The organism is Pseudomonas sp. GW821-FHT09C09, assembly GCF_059418105.1.
In genome coordinates this window covers 99285-115679 of the sequence record NZ_JBWKPF010000005.1, presented here as the reverse complement: position 1 = coordinate 115679, position 16395 = coordinate 99285, and the positions used below count along the sequence as shown (strand labels likewise).

Annotated in this window: 18 protein-coding genes; 12 read left to right on the top strand and 6 right to left on the bottom strand. The window is 60.3% G+C overall.

Annotated features, from left to right (window positions below; translation table 11 throughout):
- Nucleotides 1-12 precede the first annotated feature (12 nt).
- From zwf to AC07NR_RS17130, 4 genes are all read left to right on the top strand, one after another.
- Nucleotides 13-1479 (top strand): glucose-6-phosphate dehydrogenase, encoded by a 1467-nt coding sequence (zwf, locus tag AC07NR_RS17145; protein WP_085709658.1) that lies wholly within the window; start codon nt 13-15, stop codon nt 1477-1479.
- A complete protein-coding gene (gene pgl, locus AC07NR_RS17140) occupies nt 1466-2179 on the top strand; it encodes a 6-phosphogluconolactonase (RefSeq protein WP_495079026.1) in 714 nt (237 codons plus the stop codon). Before zwf ends, pgl begins: the two co-directional genes overlap by 14 nt.
- A gap of 17 nt (nt 2180-2196) precedes the next feature.
- On the top strand, nt 2197-2862 hold the full coding sequence (locus AC07NR_RS17135; protein ID WP_495079025.1) for a bifunctional 4-hydroxy-2-oxoglutarate aldolase/2-dehydro-3-deoxy-phosphogluconate aldolase: 666 nt from the start codon (nt 2197-2199) through the stop codon (nt 2860-2862).
- Nucleotides 2863-3061: 199 nt separating this feature from the next.
- Nucleotides 3062-3778, top strand: coding sequence for an intradiol ring-cleavage dioxygenase (locus tag AC07NR_RS17130; protein ID WP_495079024.1), 717 nt, complete (start codon nt 3062-3064; stop codon nt 3776-3778).
- Here the strand turns inward: AC07NR_RS17130 and AC07NR_RS17125 are convergent.
- Complete coding sequence (locus tag AC07NR_RS17125; protein ID WP_495079023.1) at nt 3775-4956, bottom strand: aminotransferase class V-fold PLP-dependent enzyme; 1182 nt, start codon at nt 4954-4956, stop codon at nt 3775-3777. The two genes, AC07NR_RS17130 and AC07NR_RS17125, sit on opposite strands and share 4 nt — an antisense overlap.
- Before the next feature lie 24 nt (nt 4957-4980).
- Complete coding sequence (locus AC07NR_RS17120; RefSeq protein ID WP_032891009.1) at nt 4981-5217, bottom strand: DUF3820 family protein; 237 nt, start codon at nt 5215-5217, stop codon at nt 4981-4983.
- Between the two features lie 204 nt (nt 5218-5421).
- Here AC07NR_RS17120 and AC07NR_RS17115 point away from each other — a divergent pair, with 204 nt between their 5' ends.
- Nucleotides 5422-5889, top strand: a complete 468-nt coding sequence (locus AC07NR_RS17115; protein ID WP_085709662.1) for a ferritin-like domain-containing protein — start codon at nt 5422-5424, stop codon at nt 5887-5889.
- Between the two features lie 57 nt (nt 5890-5946).
- Here AC07NR_RS17115 and AC07NR_RS17110 read toward each other — a convergent pair whose 3' ends face one another.
- Together AC07NR_RS17110 and AC07NR_RS17105 are read right to left on the bottom strand one after the other, a co-directional pair.
- Nucleotides 5947-6417 (bottom strand): MaoC family dehydratase, encoded by a 471-nt coding sequence (locus tag AC07NR_RS17110; protein WP_003227420.1) that lies wholly within the window; start codon nt 6415-6417, stop codon nt 5947-5949.
- A gap of 42 nt (nt 6418-6459) precedes the next feature.
- Nucleotides 6460-7404 (bottom strand): alpha/beta hydrolase, encoded by a 945-nt coding sequence (locus tag AC07NR_RS17105; RefSeq protein WP_495079022.1) that lies wholly within the window; start codon nt 7402-7404, stop codon nt 6460-6462.
- Nucleotides 7405-7653: 249 nt separating this feature from the next.
- Between AC07NR_RS17105 and fadD2 the strand changes: the two genes are divergently transcribed.
- Together fadD2 and fadD1 are read left to right on the top strand one after the other, a co-directional pair.
- Complete coding sequence (fadD2, locus tag AC07NR_RS17100; RefSeq protein WP_423204158.1) at nt 7654-9342, top strand: long-chain-fatty-acid--CoA ligase FadD2; 1689 nt, start codon at nt 7654-7656, stop codon at nt 9340-9342.
- A gap of 345 nt (nt 9343-9687) precedes the next feature.
- Nucleotides 9688-11385, top strand: coding sequence for a long-chain-fatty-acid--CoA ligase FadD1 (fadD1, locus tag AC07NR_RS17095; protein ID WP_114885024.1), 1698 nt, complete (start codon nt 9688-9690; stop codon nt 11383-11385).
- A 48-nt stretch (nt 11386-11433) separates the two neighbouring features.
- On the opposite strand, the gene AC07NR_RS17090 is transcribed toward fadD1, so the two are convergent.
- Nucleotides 11434-11811 (bottom strand): hypothetical protein, encoded by a 378-nt coding sequence (locus AC07NR_RS17090; RefSeq protein ID WP_007951149.1) that lies wholly within the window; start codon nt 11809-11811, stop codon nt 11434-11436.
- Between the two features lie 198 nt (nt 11812-12009).
- Here AC07NR_RS17090 and AC07NR_RS17085 point away from each other — a divergent pair, with 198 nt between their 5' ends.
- The 3 genes from AC07NR_RS17085 (at nt 12010) to def (ending at nt 13870) form a co-directional block, all read left to right on the top strand.
- Complete coding sequence (locus AC07NR_RS17085) at nt 12010-12201, top strand: CsbD family protein (protein ID WP_114885023.1); 192 nt, start codon at nt 12010-12012, stop codon at nt 12199-12201.
- 176 nt (nt 12202-12377) lie between these two features.
- Nucleotides 12378-13328: a YihY/virulence factor BrkB family protein gene (locus tag AC07NR_RS17080; RefSeq protein WP_085709666.1), complete on the top strand. Its 951-nt coding sequence runs from the start codon at nt 12378-12380 to the stop codon at nt 13326-13328.
- Between the two features lie 2 nt (nt 13329-13330).
- Complete coding sequence (gene def, locus AC07NR_RS17075; RefSeq protein ID WP_114885021.1) at nt 13331-13870, top strand: peptide deformylase; 540 nt, start codon at nt 13331-13333, stop codon at nt 13868-13870.
- Here def and AC07NR_RS17070 read toward each other — a convergent pair whose 3' ends face one another.
- The gene (locus AC07NR_RS17070) at nt 13871-14290 is read right to left on the bottom strand and encodes a GNAT family N-acetyltransferase (RefSeq protein ID WP_134827864.1); all 420 of its coding nucleotides are present in this window, start codon (nt 14288-14290) and stop codon (nt 13871-13873) included.
- Nucleotides 14291-14615: 325 nt separating this feature from the next.
- On the opposite strand from AC07NR_RS17070, the gene AC07NR_RS17065 reads away from it, so the two are divergent.
- Together AC07NR_RS17065 and AC07NR_RS17060 are read left to right on the top strand one after the other, a co-directional pair.
- On the top strand, nt 14616-15557 hold the full coding sequence (locus tag AC07NR_RS17065; RefSeq protein ID WP_495079021.1) for a fatty acid desaturase: 942 nt from the start codon (nt 14616-14618) through the stop codon (nt 15555-15557).
- Between the two features lie 7 nt (nt 15558-15564).
- On the top strand, nt 15565-16356 hold the full coding sequence (locus tag AC07NR_RS17060; protein ID WP_495079020.1) for a phosphate/phosphite/phosphonate ABC transporter substrate-binding protein: 792 nt from the start codon (nt 15565-15567) through the stop codon (nt 16354-16356).
- Nucleotides 16357-16395: the final 39 nt, after the last annotated feature.

The following is a 16395-nucleotide window of genomic DNA, read 5'->3' as shown; positions in this document are numbered from 1 at the left end:
AGAACAAACATCATGCCTTCGATTACGGTTGAACCGTGCACCTTCGCCTTGTTCGGCGCCCTGGGCGATCTGGCCCTGCGCAAGCTGTTTCCTGCCCTTTATCACCTGGATGGCGCCGGCCTGCTGCACGAGGACACGCGTATTATCGCGCTGGCCCGTGAAGAAGGCACCGAGCAGCAGCACATGGCATTCATTGCTGCCGAACTGCGCCGCTATGTGGGCAAGGAACTGGACGAGGCCGTGGCCGAGCGCTTTCTCGCACGCCTGACCTACCTGCACGTCGACTTCCTCAAGGCTGAAGATTACGCGGCGCTGGCCGAACTGGCCGGCACCAAACAACGCATGATTGCCTACTTCGCCACCCCGGCGGCGGTGTACGGTGCGATCTGCGAGAACCTGGCGAAAGTCGGTCTGGCCGAAAACACCCGCGTGGTGCTGGAAAAACCGATCGGCTCGGACCTCGAATCCTCGCGCAAGGTCAACGACGCCGTGGCGCAGTTCTTCCCGGAGAACCGTACCTACCGCATCGACCACTACCTGGGCAAAGAGACGGTACAGAACCTGATCGCCCTGCGTTTCGCCAACAGCCTGTTCGAAACCCAGTGGAACCAGCATTACATCTCCCACGTGGAAATCACCGTGGCCGAGAAGGTCGGCATCGAAGGCCGCTGGGGCTATTTCGACAAGGCCGGCCAACTGCGCGACATGATCCAGAACCACCTGCTGCAACTGCTTTGCCTGATCGCCATGGACCCGCCGGCCGACCTGTCCGCCGACAGCATCCGCGACGAAAAGGTAAAAGTGCTCAAGGCCCTGGCGCCGATCAGCCCGGAAGGCCTGACCACTCAAGTGGTACGCGGTCAGTACATTGCCGGCCACAGCGAAGGCAAGTCCGTACCGGGCTATCTTGAAGAGCCGAATTCCAATACCCAGAGCGACACCGAAACCTTCGTCGCCCTGCGTGCCGACATCCGCAACTGGCGCTGGGCCGGCGTGCCGTTCTACCTGCGCACCGGCAAGCGCATGCCGCAGAAGCTGTCGCAGATCGTCATCCACTTCAAGGAACCGTCGCACTACATCTTCGCCCCGGAGCAGCGCCTGCAGATCAGCAACAAACTGATCATCCGCCTGCAGCCGGACGAAGGCATTTCCCTGCGGGTGATGACCAAGGATCAAGGCCTGGACAAGGGCATGCAGCTGCGCAGCGGCCCGTTGCAACTGAATTTCTCCGACACCTGGCGCAGCGCGCGGATCCCCGACGCCTACGAGCGGTTGTTGCTGGAAGTGATGAACGGCAATCAGAACCTGTTTGTCCGTAAAGATGAAATCGAAGCCGCGTGGAAATGGTGTGACCAGTTGATCGCCGGGTGGAAAAAATCCGGTGATGCGCCCAAGCCGTATGCGGCCGGGTCGTGGGGGCCGATGAGCTCCATTGCATTGATCACGCGGGACGGGAGGTCGTGGTATGGCGATATCTGATGTGAAACTGCCCGTGGGCGTGAATGCCCACGAGTTCAAGAGCCCGGTGTTGCTCGCTGAAGGCCTGGCGCTGAATGTCGCCAAACAGTTGAGCGACGCACTGGCGGCGCGCGGCAACGCGGTACTGGTGGTGTCCGGCGGTCGCAGCCCGGTGGCGTTTTTCCAGCACCTGGCCAAGCAGGAACTGGACTGGTCGAAGGTCGTCGTGACCCTGGCTGACGAGCGCTGGGTGCCGGTCGAACACGCCGACAGCAATGCCGGCCTGCTCAAGCAGTATCTGCTCAAGGGCCCGGCGGCCAAGGCGCAGTTCCTCAGCCTTTACAGCGCGGCGGCCAACGTCGAGCAGGCTGCGGAGCAGGCCGATCGGTTGCTCGCCGAGTTGCCGCCCATCGACGTGCTGGTGTTGGGCATGGGCGATGACGGTCACACCGCGTCGTTGTTCCCGGACAGTCCGAACCTGGCTGAAGCCCTGCAAGCCGATGGTACCCGTCGCTGCTGGCCGATGCTGGCGCCGAGCGTGCCGCGTCAACGCCTGACCATGAGCCGGGCGCTGCTGGCTTCGGCGAAGCACAAGATTCTGTCGATTTCCGGTCAGTCGAAACTGACCACCCTGAATGCCGCACTGGCATCCAACGACGTCGCCGCCATGCCGGTTCGCGCGTTTCTGCAACCTACGTTAGAGATTTACTGGTGCCCATGAGCCAAGGAACAGCCGCTATGACAACCCCATCCCCGACCGTTTCCATGGCGGACAAAGTTGCCCTGATCGACAGCCTCTGCGCCAGGGCGCGGATCCTGCCGGTGATCACCATCGCCCGTGAACAGGACGTGCTGCCGCTGGCCGACGCCCTGGCCGCCGGTGGTCTGACCGCGCTGGAAGTGACCCTGCGTTCGCAGTTTGGCTTGAAAGCAATCCAGATCCTGCGCGAACAGCGTCCGGAGCTGGTGACCGGTGCCGGCACCGTACTCGACCGCAACATGCTGGCTGCGGCCGAAGCGGCCGGTTCGCAATTCATCGTCACCCCGGGCATCACCCGTGACCTGCTGGAAGCCAGCGTTGAAAGCCCGATCCCGCTGCTGCCGGGCATCAGCAACGCCTCCGGCATCATGGAAGGCTATGGCCTGGGTTATCGCCGCTTCAAGCTGTTCCCGGCTGAAGTCAGCGGCGGAGTGGCGGCGATCAAGGCCCTCGGCGGCCCGTTCGGCGAAGTGAAATTCTGCCCGACCGGCGGCGTAGGCCCTGCCAACATCAAGAGCTACATGGCGCTGAAAAACGTCATGTGCGTGGGCGGTAGCTGGATGCTCGATCCGGAGTGGATCAAGAACGGCGACTGGGCCCGCATCCAGGAATGCACCGCCGAGGCTCTGGCGCTGCTGGACTGATGTTTTTGAAATAGTTTTTTCCCGACACTTCGTTGTGTGTTCTACGGCTTTAACGGTGCGCTTGGTCGGTGCACCGTTTTTTTTTGCCCGCCAAAACCTTCGTTATCTCGCGATACGTTATCTGGAGATACATAGTTACCGCACCTGGCTTGGCGTGTGGCGTTAACCTGCGTTCATCTTATGGAAGAGAGAACGCCTCATGGACAACCAGCCTTCAGCGCCATCGGTTTATCAACTGGCCCCCGAGCAAGTCGCCGGGCCCTATTTTCGCAATCCCAAACTGCTGCGCCGCAACATCAGCGAAGGCGCCGAGGGCTTGCCTTTGCTGCTGCGCCTGACCATCGTCGATGCCATGACCGCCGAACCGGTCAGCGGCGCCTTGGTGGATATCTGGCACTGCAACGCACGTGGTGCTTATTCCGGGTGGAGCCGGGTCAACCCGGATCTGGAAGTCGACGTTGAAGACATCGGCTCGATCCCGCGAACCGACGATGACACTTACCTGCGTGGCGGCCAGTTCAGCGATCACAAGGGCAGGGTGCGCTTCACCACGATCTATCCGGGGTTTTATGCCGGACGTGCCCTGCACATTCACGTGGCGGTGCGCATCGTTGCCGGCAACGAATACCTGGACGAGCGCAATGTGGCCTGGATCGGGCAGCTGTACTTTCCCGAGGTGGTTTCTCGCGGGGTGCTCAACGCCAAGGCCTATCGCGGGCGCGGCTCGGCGCCGGTGTGCAACAACGACGATATCTATTACGCCAACATGGGCGGGGAAGCCTCGACCCTGACCGTATGGCCGATTGGCCGCGACTCCCACGAGGACGGTTACTTCGGCCACCTCACGATCGGCATCGACACCTTTGCGGTGTCGTCGCAGATCAAACCCGAGGACTTCGACAAGTACACGGTTTAACGCAGTTCATTCAGCGCCAGAATCAGCGACTGAATCTCCGCCGCCGTGGTGGTCAGCGACGGCGTAATGCGGATGCATGGCCCGCAGGCTGCGCCGTTGCGCACCACGGTGAACAGGTTGTAGTCGTTGAGCAGGCGTTCGACCATCGCCTGCTGGTCGGCATGCCGGGTAAAGCGCATCGAGGTGATGCCGCAATACAGACGCGGATCGTCCGGGGTGGTGACCTCGATGCCCGGCAGGTTGCGTACGGCGCTGACCCACAGGTTGCGCAGGTAGTTCACCCGTGCACCCTTGGCCGCCGCGCCACCGAGCGCACGGTGTTCCTCGAACACCAGCGGCAGGGTCATCAGTGCCGGAATGTTCGGCGTGCTGTAGGGCGTGCGCGAGCGAATGTCGTTGAGCGGGAAATGCATCTCGCCCATGTCCGGATCGATGTCGGCCAGACGCTGCGGAGCGATATACAGAAAGCCCAGGGTCAGCGGCGAGCCGATCCATTTGTGCAGGTTGTATCCGGCGAAGGCGATGCCCAGCGCTTCCAGATCGAACTCCATCTGGCCGAGGGCGTGGGCGCCGTCGAGGATGATATCGACGCCATGTTCCCTGGCCAGCGCGGCGATCGCCTGCACCGGCATCACAAGTCCGGTGCGGTGGGTGACGTGGGTCAGCGCCATCAGCTTGAGTTTTGGATGGCGAATGAACGCTTCACGATAAGTCGCTAGCAGACTGTCGAAGCTGGCCGGGTGCGTGTGTTCGATCTCGATCACCTCGACCCCGCGATGGCGGGCCAGCCAGCGCATGGCGCCCTTGACCGTGTCGTATTCCAGATCGCAGATCAGCACCTGATCGCCAGGCTCCAGGCGGTTGTAGTTGCGGATCAGCGACTGCAGGCCGGCAGTGGCGTTATGGGTGAAGGCGATGCTTTGTGCACGGACGCCGATCATCTCGGCCAGTTGCGCGCGGATGTCGAGGCTGTCGTGCTGTTCGAAGCGTTGGCGCACGTAGATCGAGTTGCTGTTGTTGATCTGTTCGATATGGCGCTGGTAGTCCTCGACCACGGTGCGCGACATGCGCCCGAAGTAGCCGTTTTCCAGGTTTACGGGGCCGGGATGGCGGTCGTAACGGTCGGCGAAGGTTTGCCAGAAGGCTTCGTCTCGGGCGCGGCGGGTGTTATCGGGCATGGTCGACTCGGATCAGGATGCGCCTCAGTGGCGCGGGGCGGGTTTGCCATGTTTGGTGCGCAGCGGTTCCAGCAGCTCCGACAGGCCGTTGTGATCGATTTCCTGCATCAGCGCCAACAGGCCGCCGAGTTCGCCGTGGGGGAAGCCTTCCCGGGCGAACCAGTTCAGGTACGGGCCGGGGAGGTCGGCGATGATCCGTCCCTTGTACTTGCCGAAGGGCATTTCGCGGGTGATCAGCAGTTCGAGTTTTTCGGGGTTCATCGCAAGGATCGTCTGAGTTCGTAACAGTCTGGAAAATACAGGCATTCTGCATGCAGGCCAAATGACAGATCATGCAAATAACAGGCATACAGATTTCTGCTTTGTTTGTAACTTATTGAAAATTAACAAATAAATACTTTTTAAGAAGCTGGCACGACCACTGCAACACTCCTTGCATCTTTCACCCACGCAAGGAATTGAAAAATGACTGACATGAATAAAGAAGCCATCTCCGTCCTCAACGACCTGATCGAAACCAGCAAGGACGGTCAGGAAGGGTTCAAGACCTGCGCTGAAGACATCAAGCACCCGGAACTGAAAACCCTGTTCGTGAAACGCTCCGCCGACTGCGCTACCGCCGCTGCCGAGTTGCAGGCGACCGTGCGTTCGATGGGCGGTGATCCGGAAACCTCCACCAGCGTCAGCGGTGACCTGCATCGTCGCTGGGTCGACGTCAAAGCCATGTTCACCGGCAAGGATGAAGAAGCCGTACTCAACGAAGCCGAGCGCGGCGAAGACCACGCGCTGAAGGCCTATCGGGAAGCGATCGAGAAGATCAACAAGCACAACCTGGTCGGCATTCGTGATCTGGTCGAGCGCCAGTACCACGGCGTGCAACGCAATCATGATCAGGTGAAAGCGCTGCGCAATCAGGCGCGTGCCCGCTCGTAAGCGATCAACGTCCACAAAAAACGCCAGCTAGTCTGGCGTTTTTTATGTCGAGGACAATCAGCCGATGCTGATGGCCGGCAAGGTCGGCAGGGTAACGGTCTGTTGCTTGCGCGGCGCCAGAATCTCGGCTTCACCGTCCACGACCAATTCATCGCGCTGGTTGAATACGCGAGTGGCAATACGTACGCGGAACTTCGGCAGTTTCTCGAGGATTTCCAGGCGCACGGTCAGGGTATCGCCGATCTTCACCGGCTTCTGGAAGCTCATTTGCTGGCCGATATAAATGGTGCCCGGCCCAGGCAGCTCGCACGCCACTGCCGCACTGATCAGCGCGCCGCTGAACATACCGTGGGCGATGCGTTCCTTGAACATGCTGGCGGCGGCGAACTCGGCGTCCAGGTGCACCGGGTTGTGATCGCCGGACATCGCGGCGAACAGCTGAATGTCGCGCTCCTCGACGGTCTTGCTGTAGCTGGCGGTCTGGCCGACTTCGAGGGCTTCGTAAGGGATGTTGGTAACCTGGGTCATCGGTATCGGTTCCTGTGACGGATTAAATGAATCCACAAAAAATTATTCGCTGCGGTGCGGACGGGGATGGCTCAGCGCCTGGTCGATCCAGGCCAGCACATCGGCGGTCACTTCGTCGCGGTTGGTCTCGTTGAACAATTCGTGCCGCGCCTGCGGGTAGATCTTCAGTTGCAGGTTCTGGCTGCCGGCCGAGCGCAAGGCATTGGCCAGATCAGTCAGACGCTTGCCTTCACTCACCGGATCACATTCGCCGCCAATCACCAGCAGCGGCAGGCCCGGGTCGATCTGGGCGAGATTGGACGCTTTGCTGATTTGCTGCAACCCGCCGAGCAGGTCGATCCATAGCTGGTTGGTGCAGCGAAAGCCGCACAGCGGATCGGTGGCGTACTTGTCGACTTCGGCCGGATCGCGACTCAGCCAGTCAAACGCGGTGCGTGCCGGTTTGAATTTGTTGTTGAACGAGCCGAACGACAGCCATTCGATAAGCGCACTGCGACCCTTGGCGCCCTGGCGCAGTTTTTCGAACCGGGCGATCTGCCGGGCCGCGCGATACAGCGCAACCGGCTGGAAATTCGAGCTGCTGAGAATCGCGCCGTGCAGGCTGGCGCTGTGATGCAGTAAATAAGCCTGCGCGATGTAGCTGCCCATGCTGTGCCCCAGCAGCACGATCGGCACGCCGGGATGGCGCTGGCCGATGTGCTGGTTGAGGTTCGCCAGATCACCGACCACCTTGCACCAGCCATCGTCGTCGGCGAAATGCCCGAGCGTCCCATGATCGGCAGTTTTGCCATGGCCGCGCTGATCGGGTGCATACACACCGTAGCCTTCGGCGCAGAACGATTCGGCCAGTCGCGCGTACCGACCGCTGTGCTCGGCCATGCCGTGGGCCAGCAGAATCACCGCCTTCAGCGGCGCGTTCGGCAGCCACTGGTTGACGAAGAGGCGGCTGCGGTCACTCGCGTCCAGCCAGAAAGTGTCGTGGATCATGGCGATTCCTTTTGCGGCATGCTTTTGTTGCAGGGGATTGCAGAGATTGCATTGTATAGCGCGTCCGATCAGCTCACGCCACGGCAGGAAGATTCACACGATCAATGAGGACGCTGCCCATATTTGCCTGAATGACCATAGCTGCTAGTGTCCGTGAAGCCCCGCTTTTTGCTTTCGGCTTTTTCAAGGACAAGAGAAAAATGACAGCGAAGCGGCCCCGGATCGGCTCAGGTAAAGAGGACAAGAACAATGCAACCTGATTTCTGGAATGACAAACGCCCGGCGGGCGTACCCCTGGACATCGACGCGAATGAGTTCAAGTCGGTGATCGAGGTGTTCGAGCGTTCCTGCAAGAAATTCGCTGATCGCCCGGCGTTCAGCAACATGGGCGTGACCCTGACCTACGCCGAGCTCGAGCGCCAGAGCGCCGCGTTCGCCGGTTACCTGCAAGCCCACACTGATCTGGCGCCGGGGGATCGCATCGCGGTGCAGATGCCCAACGTCCTGCATTATCCGATTGCCGTGTTCGGTGCCCTGCGCGCCGGGCTGATCGTGGTCAACACCAACCCGCTGTATACCGCGCGGGAGATGCGTCACCAGTTCAAGGACTCAGGTGCCCGGGCGCTGGTGTACCTGAACATGTTCGGCCAGAAAGTCCAGGAAGTGCTGCCGGACACCGATATCCAGTACCTGATCGAAGCGAAGATGGGCGACCTGATGCCCACCGCCAAGGGCTGGCTGGTCAACACCGTGGTCAGCAAAGTGAAGAAAATGGTGCCGGCGTACTCGTTGCCACAGGCGATTTCCTTCAAGAGCGCGTTGCGCATGGGCCGGGGCCTGGGTATCAAGCCGTTGAAGGCCGGCCTGGACGACATCGCCGTGCTGCAATACACCGGCGGCACCACCGGCCTGGCCAAGGGCGCGATGCTCACCCACGGCAATCTGGTAGCGAACATGCAGCAGGTGCGCGCCTGTCTTGGTCAGTTCGGCAGCGACGGTCAGCCGTTGTTGCGCGAAGGCCAGGAAGTGATGATTGCGCCGTTGCCGCTGTACCACATCTATGCCTTCACCGCGAATTGCATGTGCATGATGGTGTCCGGCAACCACAACGTATTGATCACCAACCCGCGTGACATCGGTGGCTTTATCAAGGAGTTGAAAAACTGGAAGTTCTCGGCGCTGCTGGGGCTCAACACCCTGTTCGTCGCGCTGATGGATCATCCGGACTTCAAGACGCTGGATTTCTCCACGCTCAAACTCACCAACTCCGGCGGCACCGCGCTGGTCAAGGCCACCGCCGAACGCTGGGAGCAGCTCACCGGTTGCCGCATCACCGAAGGCTACGGCCTGACCGAAACCTCACCGGTGGCCTGCACCAACCCGTACGGCGAACTGTCGCGAATCGGTACGGTCGGCCTGCCGGTGCCGGGCACCCGATTGAAAGTCATCAATGACGACGGCGTCGAGCAGCCTTTGGGCGAGCGCGGCGAACTGTGCATCAAGGGCCCGCAGATCATGAAGGGCTACTGGCAGAAACCCGAGGCCACCGCCGAAGTGCTGGATGCCGAGGGCTGGTTCAAGTCCGGCGACATTGCGGTGATCGACCCGGACGGTTTCGTGCGCATCGTCGACCGCAAGAAAGACATGATCATCGTCTCCGGTTTCAACGTGTACCCGAACGAAATCGAAGACGTGGTGATGGCCCATCCGAAAGTCGCCAACTGTGCGGTGATCGGTGTGCCGGACGAGCGTTCCGGGGAAGCGGTGAAGCTGTTTGTGGTGGCGCGGGAAACCGGGGTCAGCCTGGAAGAGCTGAAGGCCTACTGCAAAGAGAATTTCACCGCGTACAAGGTGCCGAAACACATCGTGCTGCGTGAGTCGTTGCCGATGACGCCTGTCGGGAAGATCCTGCGCAGAGAGTTACGCGATATCGCCTAAAAGAACTGCGCTTCGCGCAATCGCGAGCAGGCTCGCTCCCACCGGTTCGCTGATGATCCTGTGGGAGCGAGCCTGCTCGCGATTTTTTGTTTACAGACCCCGGAAACCGGGACTTTCAAGGTGTTATAGGATTTTTGCTCTAAAATGACTGCCAGTAGTTCTTGAGTCATGAAAATGACTGTAGGGGCCGCTTTTGGCTCTAGTCGACCCTTGGCAAAGCTGCTACTCTCGGCGCGCTTTGTGACTTCTCGGCCTTGTAAAAAGCCAGACTCACCAATAAACAAACACCAATAATAATCGCATCAAATGCGGTGCTGAATTCGCGTTGCTGAGGAGTGGGCTTCCATGATCGAAGACTTTTGGAAGGATAAGTACCCCGCTGGAATTGCTGCCGACATCAATCCAGACGAGTACCCGAATATTCAGGCAGTGTTGAAGCAATCCTGCCAACGCTTCGCCGACAAACCGGCGTTCAGCAACCTGGGCAAGACCATCACCTACGGTGAACTGTACGAATTGTCCGGTGCGTTTGCCGCTTATCTGCAACAGCATACCGATTTGCAGCCCGGTGATCGAATCGCCGTGCAACTGCCCAACGTGTTGCAGTACCCGGTCGCCGTCTTCGGTGCCATCCGTGCCGGGCTGATCGTGGTCAATACCAACCCGCTGTACACCGCGCGGGAAATGGAACACCAGTTCAATGACTCCGGTGCCAAGGCGCTGGTGTGCCTGGCGAACATGGCGCACCTGGCCGAAGCCGTGGTGCCGAAAACCGGCGTCAAACACGTCATCGTCACCGAAGTCGCCGACCTGCTGCCGCCGCTCAAGCGTCTGCTGATCAACAGCGTCATCAAGTACGTGAAGAAAATGGTTCCGGCCTATCACCTGCCAAAAGCCGTCAAGTTCAACGACGTGCTGAGCAAGGGCCAGGGCCAGCCGGTCGCCGAAGCCAACCCGAACAGCGGCGACGTCGCTGTGCTGCAATACACCGGCGGCACTACCGGCGTGGCCAAGGGCGCGATGCTCACCCATCGCAACCTCGTCGCCAACATGCTGCAGTGCAAGGCGCTGATGGGCTCCAACCTCAATGAAGGTTGCGAGATCCTGATCACTCCGCTGCCGCTGTACCACATCTATGCGTTCACCTTTCATTGCATGGCGATGATGCTGATCGGCAACCACAACATCCTGATCAGCAACCCGCGCGACCTGCCGGCGATGGTCAAGGAACTGTCGAAGTGGAAGTTCAGCGGTTTCGTCGGTCTCAACACGCTGTTCGTGGCCCTGTGCAACAACGAAGGTTTCCGCAAGCTGGATTTCTCGGCGCTGAAAGTCACCCTGTCCGGCGGCATGGCCCTGCAACTGGCCGCCGCCGAGCGCTGGAAAGCGGTCACCGGTTGCCCGATCTGCGAAGGCTACGGCATGACCGAAACCAGCCCGGTGGCCACGGTCAACCCGATCCAGAACATCCAGATCGGCACCATCGGCATTCCGGTGCCGTCGACCCTGTGCAAAGTCATCGACGACGCCGGTGTCGAGCAGCCGCTGGGCGAAATCGGCGAGCTGTGCGTCAAGGGTCCGCAAGTGATGAAAGGCTACTGGCAGCGTCAGGAAGCCACCGACGAGATGCTCGACAGCGAAGGCTGGCTGAAAACCGGCGACATCGCGGTGATCCAGCCGGACGGCTACATGCGCATTGTCGATCGCAAGAAAGACATGATCCTGGTCTCCGGTTTCAACGTGTACCCGAACGAGCTGGAAGACGTGCTGGCGACCCTGCCGGGCGTGTTGCAATGCGCGGCCATCGGCATTCCGGACGAGAAATCGGGCGAAGCGATCAAGATCTTCATCGTCGCCAAGCCAGGCGTCACGCTGACCAAGGAAACGGTGATGGAGCACATGCGCGCCAACGTCACCGGCTACAAGGTGCCGCGTTCGGTGGAATTCCGCGATGCGCTGCCGACGACCAACGTCGGCAAGATCCTGCGCCGCGAACTGCGCGACGAAGAGCTGAAGAAGATCAAGGCCAAGAGCGCCGCATAAAACAAAAAGCCCCGCAGATGCGGGGCTTTTTGTTGAAGCAGGAATCGCTTACTGACGGAACGGCGCGAAGTTCACATTGGTGCCTGCCGGGCGCATGTCCTGCAGGTACGAGTCCTTGTCGGCGCTCAGTTCCAGGCTCAGGGCTGCCTTGCGTTTGCCTTCGTTGCGGATCACCAGACCTTCGAGTTTCTCGCGCAGAAACACCGTCGGCACTTTCAGGTGCAGCAGTTCGTCGGTGGCCGGGGTGTGCATCAACAGGTGAATCCACTCGTACTGACCGATGGCCAGACGCGACACCGGCAAGTCGAACCACCAGATGTTGCGGTTGCGGTTCAGTTCGGCGAAGTGGCAGTTGTTGGTGCCGAGCACGGCACCGCCCAGTTCCTGGTTGCGACGGGCGATGGCCTGCTTTTTATCGAGTTTCATAACATTCCTGCGGGATCGGTTCTGTGGCGCCTGGCGCCCTTATGGTGGGCATTCTCGGGGCAATGCTCGCAAACATAAAGCGCAACCTGCACACCGCGACGAAATGAAGCCCTGAAAATAAATGAAACTTGGCGCAAACCGGGCCAGTCAATCATTACGTACTGACTTTTCCCCTTCAATGCACCAAGGAGAAACACCATGAGTAGCACAGGCGATAAAGTAAAAGGCATGGCCAACGAAGCGGTCGGCAACGTCAAGCAGGGTATCGGTAAAGCCACCGACAACACCAAACTGCAAGCCGAAGGCAAACTGCAAGAGAAGAAAGGCGAGGCCCAGCAAGCGGTGGGCAAAGCCAAGGACGCGATCAAAAAAGGCGTCGACAAGGCTTGATCCAGCCTTGAACGAAACACCGAAGCGGCCATCCAAGGATGGCCGTTTTTGTGTGTCGTTCACATGCAGTCACGGATCACAGTGTTTCAGAGTCGCCAAGTAGGCTACTTTGATGAGAGAAAACGGCCCCTGAGTCGCCACGACTTCAACCTGTTTTGCGGCGAAAGGAGACGCGAATGATTTTCCCCGACATGAAAGGCCTGCCCCTGCACCGGGTCATCGTGCGTACCGTCACCGAGTTCATGGAAGACGAGATGTCGACCTATGCCTCGGCACTGGCCTACCAGATGCTGTTCTCGCTGTTCCCGTTCATTCTGTTCCTGATTGCCCTGATCGGTTTCCTGCACCTGCCGGACTTCTTTTCCTGGCTGCGCCTGCAATCGGAATTGGTGTTGCCGCCCCAGGCCCTGGAGCAGGTCAACCCGGTGATCGACCAATTGCAACAGTCCAAGGGCGGTCTGCTTTCCGTGGGTATCGTCATCGCCCTGTACACCGCGTCCGCCGGCGTGCGGCTGATGATGAGCGCGATGAACGCCGCCTACGACGTGGTCGAGGGCCGGCCGATCTGGAAGCGTTTCCCGCTGTCGATTTTCTACACCGTCGGCATCGCCGGCATGCTGCTGGCCGCTGCCGCGCTGATGGTGCTGGGGCCGCAAGTGATGGGCTGGATTGCCGGGCAGTTCGGGCTGGAAGATTTCATCGTCACCGTGTGGACCATCGCTCGCTGGCCGGTGATCGTGATCCTGATGATGGTGGCCGTCGCGTTGATCTACTACGTGATGCCCGACGTCAAACAGGAATTCCGCTTCATCACCCCGGGCTCGGTACTGGCGGTGGTGGTGTGGATCGTCGCGTCCCTGGGCTTCGCGTTCTACGTCAAGACGTTCGCCAACTACAACGCCATGTATGGCAGCATCGGTGCGATCATCGTGCTGCTGCTGTATTTCTACATTTCCGCCGCGGTGCTGTTGCTGGGGGCGGAGATGAATGCGGTGATCGAACACATGTCCAGCGAGGGCAAGGACCCGGGCGAGAAAGTCCCCGGCGAACTCGATGAGCATCCCAAACAACACGTTTCCGGCCTGGGGCGCGATCAGTCGCTCAAGCCGAACACTGACGAAGCCTGACCATGATCCGTGAAATCCTGAAGATGGGCGACGAGCGCCTGCTGCGCATTGCCCCGCCGGTGCCCGCCGAAATGCTCGACAGCCCGGAGCTGTGGCAACTGATCGACGACATGTTCCAGACCATGGAAAGCGTCGGCGGTGTCGGCCTGGCCGCGCCGCAGATCGGTGTCGACCTGCAACTGGTGATCTTCGGCTTCGAGCACAGCGAGCGTTACCCGGACGCCGAAGCCGTGCCGCAGACGATCCTGATCAATCCGCTGATCACGCCGCTCAGTCCGTTGATGGAGGAGGGTTTTGAAGGTTGCCTGTCAGTGCCCGGCCTGCGGGGCGCGGTGGATCGTTATCAGCAGATCCGCTACGAGGGTGTCGATCCCAAAGGGCAGCCGATTGTGCGTGTGGCCTCGGGGTTCCATGCAAGGGTGGTGCAGCACGAGTGCGATCACCTGATCGGGCGGTTGTACCCGTCGCGCATCACCGATTTCAGCAAGTTCGGTTTTACCGAAGTGATGTTCCCGGATCTCGATCCCAACGCTGACGATTGATCAGCCAGTGCGCGGCGCCAGTTCCATGGCAATCATCGGCTTGCTCCGCGCATAACGGCTCAAGCGCTCGGCCATCGCCTGGGGCAGGGCGGGGTCGAAGGTGAAGCCGCGCCGCTCGTAGAAACCGCGCAGGTCCGGGTGGCAGAACAGCCACACCGGCGCCTCCACATCTTTCACCGCCGCCGCGATCAACTGCGCGGCAATGCCTTGTTCGCGGCAGGCCGGATCAACGAACAACCCGGTCAGCCAATGCCCGCCGAACACCGGCCGCAGGCACAGCGCAGCCACGATCTCCTCGCGCCGCGCCACCCACAACTGCGCCTCGCGCACCGCTTTCATCGACGATTGATGCTGGCGGTAGAACTTGTTCATCAAAGGCCAGGACAGGTCGTCGAGCTGGCTGTAACGGGTGTCGGTCATGAATCGGACTGCCGGTGCAAAAGTCGCGGATTATAAAACAACGTACTCGCCGGGATAGGTGTATACCTGATCCCACATCCCCTTCAGAGGAGTTCGCATCATGTCCAAAGGTATGGATTCGAAGAAAGCCGCGAAGAAGAAACCGGCCAAGACCGCTATAGAGAAACGCCATGAGAAAAGGGCGAAGAAAGTCGACATTTTTGGCCATTGATACCGTTCCTCGGGAGCCCGTTTTTCGGGCTCCTTTCTTCTCTGCAAAAAATAATCTGCAAGATTCTCCGCTGCCGTTGCACAGAACGATCAGACCTTCGTTCCGAGCCACGCCATGCCCCACTATTTCGACGATGCCCATCGCCAACAGATCGAAACCCTGCGCCAACGCTTCACCGCCCGCACCGACTGGCCGACCTGGCTGTTGCTGATTGGCGTGTACGCCGGTTGGTTCGCGATTGTGCTGGGCAGCGAACGGCTGGGCCTCTGGTGGAGCACGCTGCTGCTGATTCCGTTGCTGGTGTTGTGGCTGTCGGTGCAGCACGAATTACTCCACGGTCATCCAACGCGCTGGACCTTCGTCAACAAAGTCCTCGGCTACGCGCCGTTCGCCGTGTGGTATCCCTACACGCTCTATCGCGACAGCCATCTGCAGCACCATCGCGACGAAGACCTGACAATCCCCGGCCTCGACCCCGAAAGCCGTTACCTGAGCGCCGAGCGCTGGCAGGGCAGTTCGCTGTTCGAACGCAGCCTGCACTGGCTGAACAAGACCGTGCTCGGCCGATTCATCCTCGGCGCACCGCTGGCATTGATGGCGCTGGCCGGTGAAGAACTGCAACGCCTGAAAAACGGTGAACGCCAGGCCTGGCTGATGTGGCTGACCCACGGTGCCCTGACTGTGCTGATGCTGGTGTTCATCGCCCGCTACAGCGTATTTCCGGTCTGGCATTACCTGCTGCTGATCAGCATCCCGGCGCTGTCGATTGCCATGGTCCGCTCCTACTATGAACACCGGCCGCACACACAACCGGAGCAACGCACCGTGCTCAACGAAGCCGGATGGCCGTGGCGCTGGCTGTTCCTGAACCTGAATTTCCATCTGGTGCACCACGATTTGCCGAAGCTGGCGTGGTATGACTTGCCCAAGGCCTACCGCATGCGCCGGGAGCAATGGATCGAACGCAGCGGCGGATTTCTGGTGCAGGGTTATGGGCAATTGTGGCGCCGGCACGGCATCAAGCCGATCGACAGTCCGCAGCATCCATTCATTTGAGGTCAGCATGTCGTCAGGTTACGCAGAGCTGTTGATGTACATCGCCCCCGAGCCGATCCGCGCGGCGAACGAGCAGTGGCTGGCGCGGATTCTCGAACACCTGGGCCGTTCGCGGCTCAGTGCCGAAGGCTTGTCGCTGCGGGATCTCTGGCTGTCGCCACAATTGGTGCTAACCCAGACCTGCGGCTATCCGCTGATGACCGCGTTGCGCGGGCAGGTCAGGCTTGTCGGCCGTCCGCGCTACGAATTGCCGGACGCCACGGCCGGCAATCATTGCAGCCTGATCCTCGCCCGCACCGATGATCCGCGCCGCAGTCTGGGAGAGTTCTTCGACAGTCGCGGGGTGATCAACAGCGAAGACTCCAACAGCGGCATGAACCTGTTGCGCCAGCGCCTGGCACCGTTGCAACGGGACGGCCATTTTTTCGCTTCGGTCGGCCTCAGTGGCGGTCACCGCGAGAGCCTGCGCTGGTTGCGCGAAGACCTTGCCGATCTGGCGGCCATCGACAGCGTGACCTTTGCGTACCTGGCGCAACACGCACCCGAAGAGGTCAGCGGCTTGCGGGTGGTGGCGCGCAGTGCGTTCAGCCCGACCTTGCCCTTCATCACTGCTTCCAGCACGACGGACCCGCAGATCGAGCACCTGCGCCGGGCCATGAACCGCAGCCTGCAAGACTTGCCGGATGTGGCCCGTGTCCTCGGTTTGCCCGAAGTCCTGCCGGCCAGCGAAAGCGATTACCTCGTCCTGCTGGACTACCAGCGCGAGGCCGAGGAACTGGGTTATGGCCGCTTGCGCTAGCGGCTTCAGATAATTCACAAATGGAATATAAAAATTCTT

What these genes read in the sequence shown, in the direction of transcription:
- AC07NR_RS17130 (WP_495079024.1), top strand. Translation starts at nt 3,062, where the DNA reads ATGGACAACCAGCCTTCAGCGCCATCGGTTTATCAACTGGCCCCCGAG.
- AC07NR_RS17090 (WP_007951149.1), bottom strand. Translation starts at nt 11,811, where the DNA reads ATGAAACTCGATAAAAAGCAGGCCATCGCCCGTCGCAACCAGGAACTG.
- AC07NR_RS17120 (WP_032891009.1), bottom strand. Translation starts at nt 5,217, where the DNA reads ATGAACCCCGAAAAACTCGAACTGCTGATCACCCGCGAAATGCCCTTC.
- AC07NR_RS17105 (WP_495079022.1), bottom strand. Translation starts at nt 7,404, where the DNA reads ATGATCCACGACACTTTCTGGCTGGACGCGAGTGACCGCAGCCGCCTC.
- AC07NR_RS17070 (WP_134827864.1), bottom strand. Translation starts at nt 14,290, where the DNA reads ATGACCGACACCCGTTACAGCCAGCTCGACGACCTGTCCTGGCCTTTG.
- AC07NR_RS17110 (WP_003227420.1), bottom strand. Translation starts at nt 6,417, where the DNA reads ATGACCCAGGTTACCAACATCCCTTACGAAGCCCTCGAAGTCGGCCAG.
- AC07NR_RS17065 (WP_495079021.1), top strand. Translation starts at nt 14,616, where the DNA reads ATGCCCCACTATTTCGACGATGCCCATCGCCAACAGATCGAAACCCTG.
- AC07NR_RS17080 (WP_085709666.1), top strand. Translation starts at nt 12,378, where the DNA reads ATGATTTTCCCCGACATGAAAGGCCTGCCCCTGCACCGGGTCATCGTG.
- AC07NR_RS17085 (WP_114885023.1), top strand. Translation starts at nt 12,010, where the DNA reads ATGAGTAGCACAGGCGATAAAGTAAAAGGCATGGCCAACGAAGCGGTC.
- AC07NR_RS17135 (WP_495079025.1), top strand. Translation starts at nt 2,197, where the DNA reads ATGACAACCCCATCCCCGACCGTTTCCATGGCGGACAAAGTTGCCCTG.
- AC07NR_RS17115 (WP_085709662.1), top strand. Translation starts at nt 5,422, where the DNA reads ATGACTGACATGAATAAAGAAGCCATCTCCGTCCTCAACGACCTGATC.
- fadD2 (WP_423204158.1), top strand. Translation starts at nt 7,654, where the DNA reads ATGCAACCTGATTTCTGGAATGACAAACGCCCGGCGGGCGTACCCCTG.
- pgl (WP_495079026.1), top strand. Translation starts at nt 1,466, where the DNA reads ATGGCGATATCTGATGTGAAACTGCCCGTGGGCGTGAATGCCCACGAG.
- AC07NR_RS17060 (WP_495079020.1), top strand. Translation starts at nt 15,565, where the DNA reads ATGTCGTCAGGTTACGCAGAGCTGTTGATGTACATCGCCCCCGAGCCG.
- AC07NR_RS17125 (WP_495079023.1), bottom strand. Translation starts at nt 4,956, where the DNA reads ATGCCCGATAACACCCGCCGCGCCCGAGACGAAGCCTTCTGGCAAACC.
- def (WP_114885021.1), top strand. Translation starts at nt 13,331, where the DNA reads ATGATCCGTGAAATCCTGAAGATGGGCGACGAGCGCCTGCTGCGCATT.
- fadD1 (WP_114885024.1), top strand. Translation starts at nt 9,688, where the DNA reads ATGATCGAAGACTTTTGGAAGGATAAGTACCCCGCTGGAATTGCTGCC.
- zwf (WP_085709658.1), top strand. Translation starts at nt 13, where the DNA reads ATGCCTTCGATTACGGTTGAACCGTGCACCTTCGCCTTGTTCGGCGCC.